Consider the following 17,040-nt stretch of genomic DNA (forward strand, 5'->3'; position numbering starts at 1 on the left):
GGGTGCTGTTGTTGTAAGCAGCTATATCCATGCATCAAGCACTGTTAAATAAATCGCCGATGAAGTTTCTTGCCGTCATAGGAGAACAGAATCGGTTTGCCTTCGATCATGCTGTGCAGATGCACAGGTTTGCCCCAGAGCCGGTAAACATAAGGGATGGTGCGTTCCATGTATTTAAGGTCAAGCTCAATCCCTTCGTATAAATGCTTGATCATCATCTCACCGGAACGGAGATGATCGCCATCGGTAATGACGAGAAACGGGGAACCTCCGTTCACACGGGAAACGACCAGCTGGTCGCGGATATTCTCCCATGCTTTGTCGGTGATTTTCCACTCCGGCCCCTTTTTCTCAAACACGTAGAGATCCAGATCCTCCACTAATTCCTTTGTCAAATAATTGCGCAGGAATGAGATGTCCGAATCATATTCGCGTACATCAAACATCTTCTCCCGGTCCCAGCGGCGTTCGATATCCTCGAAAATCTTAAGCCCGAGGTAATAAGGGTTCAGGCTGTGGCGTGACGGCTGTACGACCGAGGCGTTAAGCTTGGCGAATTCCACGGTTTCCTCGCTGGTCAGATCCATTTCCCGCAGGATGCGCTGATGCCAGTACGAAGCCCAGCCTTCGTTCATGATCTTCGTTTCCATCTGCGGCCAGAAGTACAGCATCTCCTCTCGCAGCATGCTCATGATATCCCGCTGCCAATCCTCCAGAATATCGGAGTGTTCCTGAATAAACCACATGATGTCTTTCTCCGGTTCCGGCGGGAAGCGCTTTGGTGTCGGGGTTGAATTCTCGGCTTTCTCTTGCTTTTCTTCATCGATGTCCCACAAATCGTCGTACCGGCCAGGGGGCTTATGCCGTTTGGCTTCCTCCTTGCGCTCCAGTACCCGGCGAGCATTGTAACGCTGCTTGTCGAGTTTATCCGGTCTAATAATATGAGGATCTACATGCTCCTGAATCGCAAGCACAGCATCGATAAACTGCTCAACCGCTTCGGTCCCGTGCTCAATCTCATAGCGGGAGATACGCTCGGCCGTTGCCGACATGCTCTCGACCATATTGCGGTTGGAGACGGAGAAGCGGGCGTTGTTCTTGAAGAAATCACAGTGTGCCAGCACATGGGCCACAATGAGTTTGTTCTGGATCAGGGAATTGCCGTCCAGGAGAAACGCGTAGCACGGATTGGAGTTGATGACGAGTTCGTATATTTTGCTAAGGCCGAAGTCGTATTGCAACTTCATTTTATTAAAGGTTTTTCCAAAGCTCCAATGGCTGAACCGGGTGGGCATGCCGTAGGCGCCGAAGGTGTATATGATGTCTGCCGGGCAGATCTCATATCGCATAGGGTAAAAATCAAGGCCAAAGCCTGTAGCGATTTCGGTAATCTCCGCAATAGAACGTTCCAGTTCCGCGATCTCGTCTTGGTGCACGAGGATCCCCCCTTCGTCATGAAAAACATGGTTCTTATCATTTATATGGCAACTCGCTGCAGATATGCGGGCTGAAGAGGGGAGGGCGTGAATATGTACAGGCCGCTTCTAGAAACTGGGCTTTCAGCCCAGTCTGAAGATGTAGGAAGCGTCCGGTCTATGTAATGATGTTCTGTATGAAACTTTGCGTTATAATGGGAGTAATCCAGCGGATTGGAAGACTTGCCCATTTATTAACCGATGGACAATAATATGAAGTAGGGAGGCATATGGATGATTGAATTTCCCAAACCCGATGTAGAACAGTTTTTTCAAACGTACAGTATTCGTACTTTTGGAATCAGTGCAGACGAGTCACGGCTTGTGTTCAGCAGCAGTCTGAACGGAAAGTTTAATTTATGGGCGATGGATTTAGCAGGGGATACAGCTTACCCTTACCCGCTTACATACAATGATCAGATCAGCAGCTTTATCAAGCTCGACCCGGAAGGACGACATATTTTAACAGCCTTTGACCGTGATGGGAATGAGAACTATCAATTCCACGCGCTGCGCTGGAACGGCGGGGAGCCGATTCCTCTGTTTGAAGGAGCGTCAGGGGATGACAAGCATTATTTTGTACATCTGTCAGAGGACGGCAGACGCTTATACTATGTAACTTCGAAAGACAATCCATCCTTCCTGAACTCGCGCGTGTTTCATCTGGACACCAAAGAGGATCAACTCCTGCTTGAGGGCAAGGATACGTCAACCGAAATGTGTGCAGTAAGTCCCGATGAGAAGACCATCGCATACACCAAAATGTATGCCAACACCTACTATGTGAGTTATGTGCAGCGTGAAGGCGAAGAGCCGTTGTGCCTGACCCCTTCTCCTGAGCAGGTGCATATTTCGGGCGATGCGCTGTTTATTGACAACGATCAAGTCATTTTTGCTACGGATTATGAATCGGAATTTTCCTACGTTGCCCGCTACGATATTCCTCAGCAGAAGTTTGAGCCCTTGTGCCGTATCGATCGGGAAAGCATCCAGCTCCTGCGCTATCATAAGGATTCGCAGACGCTGTACATCGTTACGGAGAAAGGGGTGGAGGATCGGCTGTATGCCTATTCGCTCGATAGCGGCGAGTTAACGCCCATACCGCTTCCTTCCGACATTGTGGAGCAGCTGAATGTGACAAAGTCGGGCCATCTGTACCTGCTCGCCCGTGGTGCCGTGAAGCCGCTTAACATTTACCGCTATGCGGACGGCAAGTGGAGCATGATAACCAAGAACGTTCTGACAGGATTAACCGATGAGGATTTGGTGGCGCCGGATGTCGTGACCTATAACTCTTTTGACGGCATGGAGATCGAGGCGCTCTTGTTCCGTGCCCAATCCCATGTTGCGAACGGTTATACGGTATTTTGGCCGCATGGAGGTCCGCAAGCCTCGGAGCGCAAGCAGTTCCGCTCCATGTTCCAGTATATTCTAGCCAAGGGATACAACATCTTCTGTCCAAACTTCCGCGGCAGTACGGGTTATGGCAGCTCCTTCGTGAAATTGGTGGAACAGGATTGGGGCGAGGGACCGCGCAAGGACTGTCTGGCAGGGATGGATTGGCTGTTTGAGCAAGGTATTTCAAGCCGGGAGAAACTCTTTGTCATGGGTGGAAGTTATGGCGGTTATATGACCTTACTGCTGGCAGGGCGCAATCCGGAGTATTTCAAGGCTGCTATCGATATCGTCGGGGTCAGCAATCTGTTTACCTTCTACAACTCGGTACCGGAGCATTGGAAACCGATTATGGAGCGCTGGATTGGCGATCCGGAGCGGGATAAGGAAAGATTCATTAAGGATTCGCCGATTACGTATCTGGATGACATGGTGAATCCGATGCTGATCATTCAAGGGGCTAACGATCCGCGTGTCGTTAAGGAGGAATCCGACCAAATCGTCGAGGCGCTCCGTGCTAAAGGCCAGGATGTGGAATACCTTGTGTTTGACGATGAGGGCCATGGCATCACCAAAAAGGCCAATGAAAAAATCGCTTATGCGCGCATGGATGAGTTTCTTAAACGCAATCATTAATCATTAGGCAAAAAAAGAAAGAGGCATCCCTCGGGTCCATCAGACCTTGAAGGTTGCCTCTTCCCGTTTATTGATCCAGATCCTCGCGAGGATTCCACAGCTTGATTCCGTCGTCCTCCAGGATACCCAGAGTTACATCCGAGATATTCGGATCCTGTGTCAGTATGGCGTTGATTCTCATTTTGGTATGGCTGGCTTCGGCAAGCGACATCCCTTTTTTCAGTTCGATATACGCCTCCACGTGATAGTTGCGGCCCTCTTGCAGAATACGCAGACGGTTGATATCCCGCACGTCCGGATCGTTAAGAATGAGATTGGAGATTTTCTCCTCGACATCCTTAGGCGCGGCAACTCCGATCAAGCCCACCATATTGTCATATCCAACTTTAAAGGCAACGCCGACCATCAGGCAGCCGATCAGAATCGTAGCAATTCCGTCCAGGATGAGGAAATCCATGAAATGCGCAAACACGATGGCAATGAGAGCGAAGAGGGCGCCAAGCGTGGCAACAATGTCTTCATAGAACACCAGCCTTGTTGGCGGAGCAGCGCGACCGGCATTTTTGAATGCGGCAGGCAGCAAGGCAAAACCGGTTGCTTGAACGCGGGTTTCCTTCATAATCTCTTTCATGGCTTTCATCAGAATGGAGCCGTCTATAATGACAGCGATGACCAGTACGATAAAATTGAGCCAGAAATTCGTAGCTTCTTCAGGGTGCTTTAATAACTTGAACCCTTTGAGTATCGTTTCATACGCCATGATGGTCACCACGATAACAGCAACCATGCAGACCAGATTAATAACCCTGCCGAATCCGGTCGGGAACTTCTTGGTCGGCTTTCGCTCTGCCAGTACGCTGCCCACAAATACAAATCCCTGGTTCACGGCGTCAGCCACCGAGTGCATGGCGGATGCAAACATCGTTCCGCTGCCGCTGATGGAGGCGGCAATTGCCTTAATAATAGACAATCCGGTGTTGCCCAAAGCCGCAATCGCTGAAGAGGTGTTTCCTTTCTTAATGAGCTGCCAAGTGTTCTTCAATCCAAACCCTCCGTCTAAAATGTCAATTTCTATTTAATCTGAAGTATATATTATCATACCATTCCAAAATAAGGGTATCCTCATTCTCGGCAAGAATGGTAATTATCACGAAATTTACTTACCATGTTTTTTAATACATTAAACATGATTGACTCATATCTTCATTTCTTACCCAATACATTAAGAATATAGTGGAAAATAAAGGGATGAGTAAGCAGAGGAGAATTGAATTCGGCCCCTTAACGAGCAAGCAACTGCCTTGCAGCAAAGTCAATAAACATAAGGAGGAAATGTTATGAAAGCGTTAACAAGTCCGGAGGCAGTAAAGGGTAATGGGAACGAGGAATGGGGGCTTATTATTTGCTCCAGATGCGATGAAATGGTGGACACGATTCCTACCGACGGCGTAAAGATCATCTACGGATATTGCGGCAAAGGAGAATGCAAAGGCACCGGGCCCAAGGATGGATCATCATAACGATTAGCTAAAATGAAAACGAAAGCATGCTTAAGGGACGTCTGTTCCGAGGGCATGCTTTTTTATTGAATTATAAGCTTTTTTGATGGGAACCAAAAAAAATATTGATACCCAATAAAGCAAATTTAGACGAAAATATGTTGCATATATAATATATATGACGTATTATATCGGCAAGTAGAGGAAATGCATGCAGGAGGGATCACTATCGAACTGACGACAAGGCAGCAGGATATCGTCGATATCGTAAAAAAACACGCACCCATTACAGGAGATCAGATTGCGGAGATGCTGAATGTCAGCCGAGCTACGCTTCGCACCGATTTATCCAAGCTTGTGGTGTTGGATTATATCGATGCCAAACCCAAGGTAGGGTATTTTCTGGGGAAGCGGGGAACTCCTGACCGGGAGGAGAAGTTCCGCCTTCTCAAAATGAAGGTTGGCGACCTGCACGGCGTTCCGGTAATTGTACGCGAGACAACGACGATTCACGAGGCCGTTGTATCCTTGTTTCTGGAGAATGTAGGGAATCTGATCGTTACCGACGCCGATGGTCATCTCGCGGGCATTGTGTCCCGCAAGGATCTGCTCAAGGTGACGCTTGGAAATCCGACGGCGTCCTCCATGCCGGTAAGCCTGATTATGACCCGCCAGGCGAATGTGACAACTGTTCAGCCGGAAGATACGGTACTGGACGCCGCACGTAAAATCATCAATCATCAAATCGACAGCTTGCCGGTTGTTGTGCCATCCACCACGGGGAATCCGGGGGAGCACTGGAAGGTCGTGGGCCGGATCACGAAAACAAATATCATCAAAATGCTGCTCGACATGGTAGCCGAGGAATAGTGGGAGGAATCGGATGAATCAGGCAATAACTCATTTCATAGCAATCTGTTCAGACTCCATCGGGGAGACGGCCGAAGCGGTTGTCCAAGCTACATTGCGCCAGTTCGAGCTCCCGAATACAGAGATTAAGCGATATATGAATGTACGGGAAGAAGATGAATTGACCGAGCTGATGGAGGAGGTGGCACGGCGCGGAGGTTTTGTGGCTTACACGCTCGTGCAGCCGGAGCTTCGCGAGGTCATTCGAGAGGAAGCCGTGCGGCTCAATATTCGTACAGTGGATATTATGGGTCCGATGATGCAGGCGTTCGCCGATACGTTTAACGACTATCCCAAACGGCTGCCGGGGCTGCTGCACCGGCTCGACGACAGCTACTTCCGGCGTGTGGAAGCGATGGAATTTGCTGTTCAGTATGACGATGGCAAAGATGTGAGTGCCATCTTGAAGGCGGATATCATCCTGCTGGGCGTATCCAGAATCTCGAAGACGCCGCTATCGATGTTTCTCGCTCATAAAGGCTACAAGACGGTGAATTTTCCGATTGTGCCGGAGATGTCACCCCCATCCCAGCTTAGAGAAGTAACGAATGGGAACATCATTGGACTTACGATAGAGCCGGAGCATCTTCTCAAAATCCGCAGCGAGCGTTTAAAAGTAATGGGGCTCCCGCATCAGGTACAGTACGCATCCCTTGAGAGGATTCAAGAGGAGCTGGATTATGCCTTGTCGCTGTATACAGAACTGGGATGCCCTGTCATCGATGTCACCGACAAGGCCATAGAGGAATCCGCAGGTCTGATTATGAATTTCTTGAAGTAAGCAGGCAGGAATGGGTATGGAAAAAAGCAGAAGGAGGGGATTCATAATGGAGAGTTCATTAGCATTGGAGCTTGTAAGAGTGACGGAGGAAGCGGCATTGCAATCCGCCCGGTGGACAGGAAGAGGAGACAAGAACAGTGCTGATGAAGCCGCTACGGTCGCCATGCGCAAGCATTTTGATTCCGCAGCGATGGATGGGGTTGTTGTCATTGGGGAAGGCGAGATGGATGAAGCGCCCATGCTGTATATTGGAGAGCGCGTAGGGAACGGCAAAGGTCCGAAGATGGATGTGGCCGTCGATCCTCTCGAAGGAACCGAAACGGTAGCAAACGGGCTGAATAACGCCCTGTCTGTGATTGCAGCCGCTCCTCAGGGAACCCTTCTGCATGCGCCTGATATCTATATGCATAAGCTTGCGGTAGGACCTGAGCTTGCAGGCAAGCTGAGTTTGGACGATCCCATTGCGGTTACGCTTCAAAAGGCATCTGAGCTGTTATCAAAACCGCTGTCGGAGATGACGGTCTCCATTCTGGATCGTGAGCGTCACAGCTCCATGATTCGAGACTTGAGGGAGTCCGGGGTAAGAATCAAGCTGCTGAGTCATGGCGATGTCATGGGTGCGATCGAGACCTGCACCGACAGCGAGGTGGATCTCTATGTGGGTTCCGGAGGAGCACCGGAAGGTGTGCTTGCCGCTGCTGCCCTGAAATGTCTGGGCGGAGAAATCCAGGGGCGGCTTATACCGGAGACACCGGAGGATTATGTAAGATGTCAGGCTATGGGCTTGAAACATCCGGAGCAGCTGCTGTCGATGGAGGATATGGTAGGGCGGGAAGGCGTACTGTTTGTAGCTACCGGCGTTACGGCCGGGGATTTCCTGCGCGGCGTTAAATATATGGGTCAGCGTGCCGAAACGCATTCGGTCATGATGTATTCCGGCACAAGAACCGTTCGTTATATCCGCAGTGTTCATCATCTGTTTCAGAGTAATGAAACCTTAGCAGCGGCAGCGTCTTCATAATCACTCAAGGCTGAATAGACCAAGGGCACTCGAAGGGATTTAACCTTTCGACGTGCCCTTTTCTGTTTGTTTATGAGTGGTACATGCAGATCCGACTCGATTTATCCGTGTCTCTTCCGTCCGAGAATCAGCCAAGTTCCGCCCAGCACAAGCAGCACGGCAATGACAGGCTGAACGAATGACAAGTAATTCAAGATCGGCCCGATGGAGAATACAACGAAGAACAGCAGCGACAAGACAGTGAGAATGTTGATGGGGATTAGCAGCCACTTGTTGCGCGACCCGAACCAGTAGAACTCGAACAGCCCGGCGGCTACGGCGAGGATGAACCCGGGCCACATGGTTTGCCATGAGTCGAACAAGGAAGCGATCTGGCTGACAATGCCGGCTGTGAGGAGGATGCCGCCCGGGATCAGCAGCCCGATGCCCTGTCTTCCTACCAGAGAGAAGTACATCCAGTGAAAAAACAGTCCTAATGGTATGACAAACATGGTGGGCCAGAATGTGGCGAAGATGGAACCGGCGCCTACCGAACCGCCTTGGTTCAAGAGTAAGTAGGCGCCGAGCAGAATTAGCAGCGGTGCCAAGATTGTACGTTTCGTCATACAAACTTCGTTCCTTTCCTATGTAAAATGATTAATCCAAGAATACCATGCGAAGGATCAAGATGTCCTCGGTCCGGGGGGAATGTTTCACCTAGACTTTAGTCTAGGATGTAGGGTTTGGCCGGAGGACATGCCGTTTAATAAGGACATAAGCTGCCGTTAGCCATGGAAAACAAGAAAAGACAGTCCCGCAGCTAAAGCAACACAGCAGAACTGTCTTATGATGAACAAAATGTTATTTAAGAAGGCTTCTTCGTATACATGAGTCCGACGGTTTGAGGACCGCAGTGGCTGCAAATGACACAACCGGCTGTAGAAATGCTGACTTGCCTAGCTCCGGTTTTCTCCTGCAGTTTTTTCTGAATGAAGCGGGCTTCCTCTTCAGCCATGGTATGTACAATAACAATCAGATCGTTGTCCATGTTATCCACTTGAGCGAGGGCATTCTGGATCATCTGGTCCAGCGCCTTCTCTTTCTTGCCGCGAACCTTGTAAGCAGGCGTCATGCTGCCGTCCACGACTTTGATAACCGGACGGATTTTCAGCAGACTGCCAATGATATTTTGCATGCCGGAGCAGCGTCCGCCTTTGTGCAAATATTCCAGTGTATCAACAACGAATTCGCATTCAACTTTGTTCACGGTGCGGTTTAACAGTGCAACGATTTCTGGAATGGACGAGCCTTCACTCGCTGCATGTACAGCTTTCATAACAAGCAGTCCAATGCCGGATGACAGATTGCGTGAATCGAAGACCGTTACCCGGCCTTCCGGCAATTCGTCTGCGGCTATCAACGCATTTTGGTAAGTGGAAGAAAGCTCGGATGAAATGCTAAGGAACAGGATATCTTCGCCTTGCTCTATGGAAGGTGTGAAGGCAGCAATGAAATCGGATGGAGAGGGCGCCGCAGTTTTGGGCAGTCTGCCGATCTGATCTACCCTGGCGTATAACTGTTCAGGAGTAATGTCCACTCCGTCGCGCAGGGATTCTTCTCCAAACACAACATAGAGCGGGATAATGCCGATATTATATTCTTTTATCCACGAGGGTGGTAAGTCGCAGGTACTGTCAGCAAAAATTCTAATTTTTCCAGGCATGAACATCTCCCTTTATCAACTATTTGAATCTGTACTACTAGAATAACCTGTTTAATGAGAAAAGGGAATGCTCTTGCCATATTGGGCGGGAAATGTACTCGTAAAGACCAATTGTGAATCGATAAAGCCGCAAAAAAAGCTCCCGCTGTTTGGCTCGCAAGGCCAAGCAGCGAGAGCTTCTCTAGTTTATACATCAGGAATGGGCCAAACCCGATGGTTATTTGGACGACTCCAGATATTGCTTAATGAAGAGCTGGGCGTTCGCATCGCGTTCCGTGCCTTCACGAATCCCGGCAAACATGTCTTTCTTCAGAACAGGGAGCTCCTCGCTCATGGTGCTGCCTAAAATATCGACGGCATACACATGCTCCGAGCCGTCTTCCTCATTCGTACCCTTCACGAGTTGTTCCGGGGTCAACAGATCCTTCCATACGCCTTCCACCTCGGCTTCAAGCGGTCGCACCATTCCTTGATTACCCACCCAATCATAGGCGGTTTGATCCATGATGTACAGGTCCGGCCGCTCGGTGGACAACACAAGCAGAGCCTTCTGCAGCATGGCTGCATCCTGTGGATTATTGGAATCCAGAGGAGGGACGTAATTCATGGTAACGGTTACGCGTTTCCATTCGGGAAATTGTGCCAGAATCGCATCTTCAATCGGTGTGAGGTCCTGTCCGCCATCCTTGTTCATATAAGAACCGAGGAACATAACTTCCAGGTCAACCGGCGGCAGGCTGGCCAGCCGTTCTTTCTCGGCCTGATGGTTGAAAATACTAATGACGATATAAATGAGTACTCCGATCAGAGCAACGCCGCCGAGTACATGAAATTTATAATAACGGAAGAAATGATCGGTTTTCTCCGCTGTCCCGGCAAATTTCTTATATTTACCATATCGTTTCTGGTTCATCTCTTCCAAAGATTTGCGGGTCTCTTCTTCAAGGATGAACTTGTAGGCTTTGGTGATTTCCGAAAATTCGGCTTCGATCTCCTCCGCTCGGTCGGGCTCCCGCCTTTGATGTGAACGGGTTTGGCGCATGAGCAGGGTATACCGGTCGTCGAGCTGCTCCTTGGTAGCATCCTCAGGCAAACCCATTCGCTCATAGGCTTCTTTCATTTGGTCCATTCATGTCACCTCTTCTATACTGTGAGAGTTTCCTAGTTACCAGTATATAGTGTAAAGGCTATCGGTTACAAACGTTTACGTGATGTTCAAATGATTGCCGGCTTACGATTAAGAACATAATCACCAATAACAAAATAAACGGCCAAGATCTACCATCAGGCAAGGTGAACGATTGAAACTTTTTATGAATGTTTTTGAATGATTTTGAAATGTTGTGATTGTTTTTTGTGCTGATTATGTTACTATAGGTTCTAAAGGGGTGGATTCATTATGCTGACGGAAGAAAGATACCGGATCATATTAGAACGCTTACAAGAGCGCGGTGTTGTGAAACTGCAGGAATTGGTGGAACTTCTTGAAGCTTCTGAATCAACGGTAAGACGGGATCTGATCGATCTGGAAGAACGACAATTATTAAAGCGCATTCATGGGGGAGCTGCTCTGCCAAGTCCCAAAATGCAAGAACCCGGCATCGAGGAGAAAACCTTCAGAAACATTCAACAGAAAAATGCCGTTGCCCGGTTGGCGGCAGCCCAAGTGGTGGATGGAGAAAGCATATATATCGATGCGGGAACGACCACGCTGGCGATGATACCGTTCATTGAAGCGAAGGACGTAACCGTGGTTACGAATGGCTTATCCCATATCGAAGCATTGGTAAGCAAGCGAATCAAGAGCTATCTTCTGGGCGGAATGATGAAAATTCATACCAAAGCCGTCATCGGAAGCATCGCTCTTCAAAACATGGACAACTTTCGCTTTGACCGGTGCTTTCTGGGCACGAACGGCGTGGATGTTGAGATGGGTTATACCACGCCTGATCCGGAGGAAGCCTTGATTAAGCGTCGAGCGCATCAGCTGTCCGCGTCAAGTTATGTCCTGGCGGATTCCAGCAAATTAGGCGAGGTCTCCTTCGCCAAATTGTTGGACCTGAACGAAGCGACGTTGATTACGGAATCCTTGACTCCATCTTGGCGGAAGTCCATTTCACAGAAAACCAACATAATTGAGGGATCATAATGATATATACGGTAACGCTGAATCCTTCCATCGACTACATCGTGGAAGTTGAGTTTATAGAGCTGGGCGGTTTGAACAGAATGACTCGGGATATGAAGTTTCCGGGCGGCAAAGGAATTAATGTATCGCGGGTGCTCAACCAGCTTGGAGCTGAAAATACTGCCATCGGCTTCCTGGGTGGCTTCACCGGACGATATATCGACGAGACGCTGGGTAGGGAAGGGATCCGCACTGATTTTGTAGATATCGCGGATGATACCCGGATCAACGTGAAACTTAAGCACGGTGACGAGACGGAGATCAACGGCCTTGGACCCGTCATCCGTCCAGAAGAAACGGACGCGCTGCTTCATAAACTGTCACAGCTTCAGGCGGGAGATATCGTTGTGTTGTCCGGCAGTGTTCCACCATCGCTGGGACCTGGCTTCTATGAGCGTCTGATCGGAGCGTGCCGCAAGAGCGGTGCCGAATTCGTAATGGATACAACGGGGGAGGCCCTGATGAAGGCGTTGGTCCACAGGCCGCTTCTTGTTAAACCGAATCATCACGAACTTGCGGAATTGTTCAGCGTGGTTATCGACTCGAACGAGCTGCTTGTGACCTACGGCCGTAAGCTCCTTGAGGAAGGCGCCCAGCATGTGCTGATCTCCATGGCCGGAGAAGGTGCACTGTTGATTACAGCTGATCAGGTCTATCACGCCAATGTACCGTCAGGCACAGTCCGAAACTCGGTCGGAGCTGGCGATTCGATGATTGCGGGTTTTGTCGGCACGCTTGCTCTTGGCAAGGATTTATTGGAGGCGTTCCGAACCGGGGTTGCATCCGGCAGCGCAACCGCGTTCTCTGACGACCTGGCTGTTAAGGAAGCCATTGATCGGCTTATTCCGCAAGTTAATATCACGAAGTGGTGAGCCGCTGTATATCTGAAGAAGGCAGCCTGCGGAAACTTGTGCCCCAGCAATAGTCACGATTGAAATCAAGGGAGTGATCCAATATGAGAATTACAGATTTGATGATCCAGGATACGATGATTATGGATCTGAAGGCCGTCACGAAGGAGGCGGCCATCGACGAACTGATCGCCAGTTTGGCCGCTAGCGGGCGAATCAATGATCCGGTCCTGTTTAAAGAGATGATTCTGAAGCGTGAAGCTGAATCGAGTACCGGCATCGGAGGCGGCATTGCGATGCCCCACGCAAAAACGAAAGCGGTTAATCAACCGACCGTTGTGTTTGCCAAGAGCAGCAAGGGCGTGGAGTTCGAAGCGCTGGATGGTGAGGCAGCTTATGTATTCTTCATGATCGCTGCGCCTGAGGGAGCCGGGAATACGCATCTCCGTACGCTTGCCGCGCTTTCACGGCTGCTGATTGATGCCGAATTTATCGGGAAATTGATGGACACGAAGACGCCCGAAGAGGTAACGGAGTTATTTGATACCAAACAGGCTGAAGAGGAAGCGGTTAAGGCAGAGAAGGAAGCAGCCCGGATCCGGGAAGAGGCTAAAAAGGAAACGGAAAAGCACGAGGAATCCGGTAGCCATTCCGAGGCAGCCATTTCGACAGGTGCTGACGGAAACGAGAATGCTTTTGTTGTGGCTGTAACAGCGTGTCCTACCGGTATTGCTCATACCTTTATGGCTGAAGATGCGCTTAAGAAGAAGGCCCAGGAAATGGGCGTTGAAATCCGGGTGGAGACCAATGGCTCGGAAGGTGCGCAAAACGTGTTGACGGAGGAAGAAATCCGAAGAGCGGCCGGTGTCATCATTGCCGCAGACAAAAATGTGGAGATGGCCCGTTTCAACGGAAAGCCTGTGCTGCAGCGGCCTGTAAGCGATGGCATCCGCAAATCGGAGGAGTTGATCCGCAAGGCGGTAAGCGGTGATGCGCCGATCTACCGAAGCGAAGGCGGAGCTGCTGCAACTCAACCGAAGGACGCAGAAAAAGGCGGCATCGGCAAAAAAGTATACAAAGATCTGATGAATGGTATTTCTCATATGCTGCCTTTTGTTGTGGGTGGCGGGATTCTTCTGGCTATCTCCTTCCTCATCGAGCAGCTTGCCGGAGAGGACCATCCGCTATTCCAGCTGCTGCAGACGATTGGCGGCGGAGACGGTGCTTTCCACTTCCTGATACCGGTCCTTGCGGGATTTATTGCGCTCAGCATAGGCGACCGTCCGGCTTTAATGCCCGGCATGGTCGGAGGTCTCATGGCATTGAATTCAAATTCGGGTTTCCTTGGTGGTCTGGCGGCAGGATTCTTGGCGGGTTATGTTGTCATCCTGCTGAGGAAAGCGTTTGCCGGTCTTCCGCGAACGCTGGACGGCTTAAAGCCAATTCTGCTGTATCCGGTTGTGGGCCTTCTTATCACCGGTACGGTCATGTTCTACCTGTTCGATCCGTTCTTCAGCTGGATCAATCTCGGTCTGGTTGATATTCTTAACAATTTGGGTACCGGAAATGCGGTAATTCTAGGTCTTATCTTAGGCGGGATGATGTCCATTGATATGGGCGGTCCCTTCAATAAAGCAGCCTATGCATTTGCGATCGGCGTATTTACGTCCAGCGGCAATACGAACGGAGCCATGATGGCTGCGGTCATGGCCGGAGGAATGGTTCCTCCACTCGCTATTGCACTGGCCACAACATTGTTCAAGCACAAATTCACGGAGCAGGAACGAAAGTCCGGTCTGACCAACTATGTGATGGGTCTTTCCTTCATAACGGAGGGCGCGATTCCGTTTGCTGCCGCTGATCCACTGCGCGTGCTGACTTCCTGTATTCTCGGTTCGGCGGTTGCCGGTGGATTGACGCAGCTGTGGAGCATTAACGTTCCTGCACCTCACGGAGGGATATTTGTTGCCGCGCTTGCCAATCATGCGCTTCTGTTCCTGCTTGCAGTTGTAATCGGTGCGGTGCTGTCAGGCATGCTGCTGGGAATGTGGAAGAAGCCCCTTGAGCGTAAATAGATTTCAAGTTAAACATGACTATACGGGTTGGGACGGGCATCTTTAGATGCTCGATTCCAGCCCGTTTTGTCCTCGTGGGCTTCCACAGCGGCTGCCGTCGGGATAAACAGTGACACATTCTCAGCTCTGCAGCATGTTATAATCGAATGAAATACGGATAACGGAAGGAGAGATCGAGGGATGAAGGAGCTTGGACAAGGTAAGGATAGGAGCCCGGAACAAATCATAGAGGAAATCAATCAGACTTCCACCTCTTACGGGATGGCGGCGGTTTGGTTTCTGGGACAAGAGAGCGTTGTCATCAAGGGTGGCGAGGTCGTCATTTACATTGATCCTTATATGTCGGATGAACTTGAGCGCAGGGGCGGATTCCAGCGAGCATTTCCCGCGCCGCTGCAGCCGGAGCATATTCGGAACGCGAATATCGTGCTGATTACCCATGAGCATGATGATCATATGGATCTTGCCACCATCTCGGTGATAGCCAGGCAGAACCCGGACACATGGTTTGTTGCACCGGCTCGATGTCATGAAGCGATGCAGGGGGCTGGTGTAGCGCCTGAAAGGCTGGTTGCAGCGGTATGCGATGAGTGGCAGCAGCTCGACGGTGTACGCCTGATGGCGATTCCCGCTGCCCATGAAACCTTGGATGAAGACGAAGTGTACGGACATCGTTTTGTCGGATATTTGATGGATATCCAGGGCGTTCTCATCTACCATGCGGGAGATACCGTAGTATATCCAGGCTTGGTCGAGAGGCTGCAGGCACATTCGATTGATATCGGTATGGTGCCGATCAACGGGGGAGATGCGTTCCGCCGGAAGGACGGAATTGTAGGGAATATGGGCTTCCGGGAGGCAGCCGAGCTTGCAGCAGCGTCGGATTTCGAGCTGACCATTCCGATGCACTACGATATTTTCCCTTGGAATGGGGAGAAACCGGGTTACTTTGTTGATTACTGCTATGAGAATTATCCCTATATGAAAACCAAGGTAATGGCAAGAACAGAACGCATGTTTTATGTAAAAGGTTAGGCATCTTCCAAGCATCAGAAATGTTGGAGTGGAATTTTTTTTCAAATGTGGGACAACGAGTTCGCAATTTTTCGGAATGACAAGCATATGAATTAGACATGCCCTTATAGATGGAGATGTCGGAAATGGTGTCATTTCGAAAACATGTCATAATCGTGATCGGCAGCTTTCTGATCGCGATGGGGACGAACTTTTTCCTTGTCCCGCATAAAGTTCTGGACGGTGGAGTCATCGGCATTGCGTTAATTGCCAACTATGTGTTTGATCTACATATTGGATTTGTCATCATTCTGTGCAGTATCCCCATGTTTATTGCAGCCTGGATACTAAATCGTGAAATATTTTACAATAGTTTGTCAGGCATGCTGATCTCTTCTTTTGTCATTGACCTGCTATCACCACTGCGAGCTGATTTTTTGCAATTATTTGCCCCGAATGTGATCTTTAGTGCAGCCATTGGCGGGGCGCTAATTGGGACTGGCCTTGGATTGATGCTGAGAAACAATGCAAGCACAGGGGGAACGGATCTGCTGGCACATTTCTTGGCAAGGTACCTGCCGCTTAATGTAGGGGTCATTATTCTGCTAATGGATGCCATCATCATTGGGGTAGGCGGACTCCTGCTGTCTGGAAGTACATTCGTTTATTCCGTGCTGACGATTATCTCGGGCGGCTTTACCACAGGGATGTGTACGCAGCGGCGGTGGGCGAGGAGAAAACGAAATAAATAACAGGCCTAACAAGAATTGATTCTTGTTAGGCCTGCTGTCATGATAATGAAATTATGACGGGAAGTGGGCTTTTTTGAAGGCATTAATGTAAGCGCGCGCCTTCTCCGTAATGAGGTTATAATCCCCGCTCTTGAGTGCGTCCTTGGTCAGATCGGATCCGATTCCGACAGCAAAGGCTCCGGCCTTAATCCATTCGTGAAGGTTGTCCAGGTTCACGCCGCCGGTCGGCATAATGTTGGCTTGCGGAAGCGGGCCCTTCATGGATGGAATAACCGATGGAGAGTACAGGTTCCCCGGGAAGAGTTTAATGACATCGACACCGAGCTCTAGCGCGGCGATCATATCATGAACGGTGACAGCGCCCGGCATGACCGGTATCCGGTAGCGATTGCAGAGCATAATGGTATCCCGGTCGAGGCTTGGGGACACAACGAACTCAGCGCCAGCCAGTATGGTGATTCGGGCCGTTTCGGAATCGAGGACGGTGCCGGCACCGATGATGGCATAATCATCAGCTTGCGGATCCTTGGAAGAGTACATTTTGGATAGCGTTGTAATGGCTTCCGTAGCAAAAGGTACGGTCATCGTGACCTCGATCACTTTAATGCCGCCTTCAATGGCACGCTTGGCGATTTCCACTACTTCTTCTGGAGAATCTCCGCGCAAGACAGCTACAACACCGGCTTGATGAATCTGTTCAATCAGTCTTAGTTTTTTCATGCTACACAGCTCCTTGTCGTAT

General features: G+C 50.0%; 16 protein-coding genes. 10 read left to right on the plus strand and 6 right to left on the minus strand.

All coding sequences use genetic code 11. The features are described from left to right. Positions 1 to 44 precede the first annotated feature (44 nt). Positions 45 to 1,436: a SpoVR family protein gene (locus WDY75_RS07555; RefSeq protein ID WP_006212170.1), complete on the minus strand. Its 1,392-nt coding sequence runs from the start codon at positions 1,434 to 1,436 to the stop codon at positions 45 to 47. 273 nt (positions 1,437 to 1,709) lie between these two features. Here WDY75_RS07555 and WDY75_RS07560 point away from each other — a divergent pair, with 273 nt between their 5' ends. Further along, entirely contained in the window at positions 1,710 to 3,506 is a 1,797-nt protein-coding gene (locus WDY75_RS07560) for an alpha/beta hydrolase family protein (protein ID WP_063480414.1), read from the plus strand. 67 nt (positions 3,507 to 3,573) lie between these two features. On the opposite strand, the gene WDY75_RS07565 is transcribed toward WDY75_RS07560, so the two are convergent. Then, positions 3,574 to 4,548, minus strand: a complete 975-nt coding sequence (locus WDY75_RS07565; protein ID WP_006212168.1) for a cation diffusion facilitator family transporter — start codon at positions 4,546 to 4,548, stop codon at positions 3,574 to 3,576. A 295-nt stretch (positions 4,549 to 4,843) separates the two neighbouring features. Here WDY75_RS07565 and WDY75_RS07570 point away from each other — a divergent pair, with 295 nt between their 5' ends. From WDY75_RS07570 to glpX, 4 genes are all read left to right on the plus strand, one after another. Next, positions 4,844 to 5,026 carry a GapA-binding peptide SR1P gene (locus tag WDY75_RS07570; protein ID WP_006212167.1) on the plus strand — a complete coding sequence of 61 codons (183 nt, stop codon included), beginning with the start codon at positions 4,844 to 4,846 and terminating at the stop codon, positions 5,024 to 5,026. Between the two features lie 186 nt (positions 5,027 to 5,212). Beyond that, entirely contained in the window at positions 5,213 to 5,875 is a 663-nt protein-coding gene (locus tag WDY75_RS07575) for a helix-turn-helix transcriptional regulator (protein ID WP_006212166.1), read from the plus strand. 13 nt (positions 5,876 to 5,888) lie between these two features. Then, positions 5,889 to 6,695 carry a pyruvate, water dikinase regulatory protein gene (locus tag WDY75_RS07580; RefSeq protein WP_006212165.1) on the plus strand — a complete coding sequence of 269 codons (807 nt, stop codon included), beginning with the start codon at positions 5,889 to 5,891 and terminating at the stop codon, positions 6,693 to 6,695. 46 nt (positions 6,696 to 6,741) lie between these two features. Beyond that, entirely contained in the window at positions 6,742 to 7,716 is a 975-nt protein-coding gene (gene glpX, locus WDY75_RS07585; RefSeq protein WP_006212164.1) for a class II fructose-bisphosphatase, read from the plus strand. A gap of 101 nt (positions 7,717 to 7,817) precedes the next feature. Here the strand turns inward: glpX and WDY75_RS07590 are convergent, their stop codons facing one another. From WDY75_RS07590 to WDY75_RS07600, 3 genes are all read right to left on the minus strand, one after another. After that, on the minus strand, positions 7,818 to 8,321 hold the full coding sequence (locus WDY75_RS07590) for a hypothetical protein (RefSeq protein ID WP_006212163.1): 504 nt from the start codon (positions 8,319 to 8,321) through the stop codon (positions 7,818 to 7,820). 239 nt (positions 8,322 to 8,560) lie between these two features. Next, complete coding sequence (locus WDY75_RS07595; RefSeq protein WP_063480413.1) at positions 8,561 to 9,418, minus strand: DegV family protein; 858 nt, start codon at positions 9,416 to 9,418, stop codon at positions 8,561 to 8,563. Between the two features lie 217 nt (positions 9,419 to 9,635). Further along, positions 9,636 to 10,547: a J domain-containing protein gene (locus WDY75_RS07600; protein WP_063480412.1), complete on the minus strand. Its 912-nt coding sequence runs from the start codon at positions 10,545 to 10,547 to the stop codon at positions 9,636 to 9,638. A 270-nt stretch (positions 10,548 to 10,817) separates the two neighbouring features. Here WDY75_RS07600 and WDY75_RS07605 point away from each other — a divergent pair, with 270 nt between their 5' ends. The 5 genes from WDY75_RS07605 to WDY75_RS07625 all read left to right on the plus strand — a co-directional run bounded on the left by WDY75_RS07605 (position 10,818) and on the right by WDY75_RS07625 (position 16,298). Then, positions 10,818 to 11,567: a DeoR/GlpR family DNA-binding transcription regulator gene (locus WDY75_RS07605; protein ID WP_063480411.1), complete on the plus strand. Its 750-nt coding sequence runs from the start codon at positions 10,818 to 10,820 to the stop codon at positions 11,565 to 11,567. Further along, positions 11,567 to 12,478: a 1-phosphofructokinase gene (gene pfkB / locus WDY75_RS07610; protein WP_063480410.1), complete on the plus strand. Its 912-nt coding sequence runs from the start codon at positions 11,567 to 11,569 to the stop codon at positions 12,476 to 12,478. The genes WDY75_RS07605 and pfkB overlap by 1 nt, the downstream gene beginning before the upstream one ends. A gap of 83 nt (positions 12,479 to 12,561) precedes the next feature. After that, entirely contained in the window at positions 12,562 to 14,532 is a 1,971-nt protein-coding gene (locus tag WDY75_RS07615) for a fructose-specific PTS transporter subunit EIIC (protein ID WP_063480409.1), read from the plus strand. A gap of 180 nt (positions 14,533 to 14,712) precedes the next feature. Beyond that, a complete protein-coding gene (locus WDY75_RS07620) occupies positions 14,713 to 15,567 on the plus strand; it encodes an MBL fold metallo-hydrolase (RefSeq protein WP_006212156.1) in 855 nt (284 codons plus the stop codon). Positions 15,568 to 15,692: 125 nt separating this feature from the next. Continuing rightward, positions 15,693 to 16,298: a YitT family protein gene (locus tag WDY75_RS07625; protein WP_006212155.1), complete on the plus strand. Its 606-nt coding sequence runs from the start codon at positions 15,693 to 15,695 to the stop codon at positions 16,296 to 16,298. A 51-nt stretch (positions 16,299 to 16,349) separates the two neighbouring features. Here the strand turns inward: WDY75_RS07625 and WDY75_RS07630 are convergent, their stop codons facing one another. Next, positions 16,350 to 17,018, minus strand: coding sequence for a bifunctional 2-keto-4-hydroxyglutarate aldolase/2-keto-3-deoxy-6-phosphogluconate aldolase (locus WDY75_RS07630; protein ID WP_063480408.1), 669 nt, complete (start codon positions 17,016 to 17,018; stop codon positions 16,350 to 16,352). Positions 17,019 to 17,040 lie beyond the last annotated feature (22 nt).

Origin of the sequence: Paenibacillus glucanolyticus (genome assembly GCF_037333485.1) — a bacterium.
Taxonomy (GTDB): domain Bacteria; phylum Bacillota; class Bacilli; order Paenibacillales; family Paenibacillaceae; genus Paenibacillus_AQ; species Paenibacillus_AQ glucanolyticus.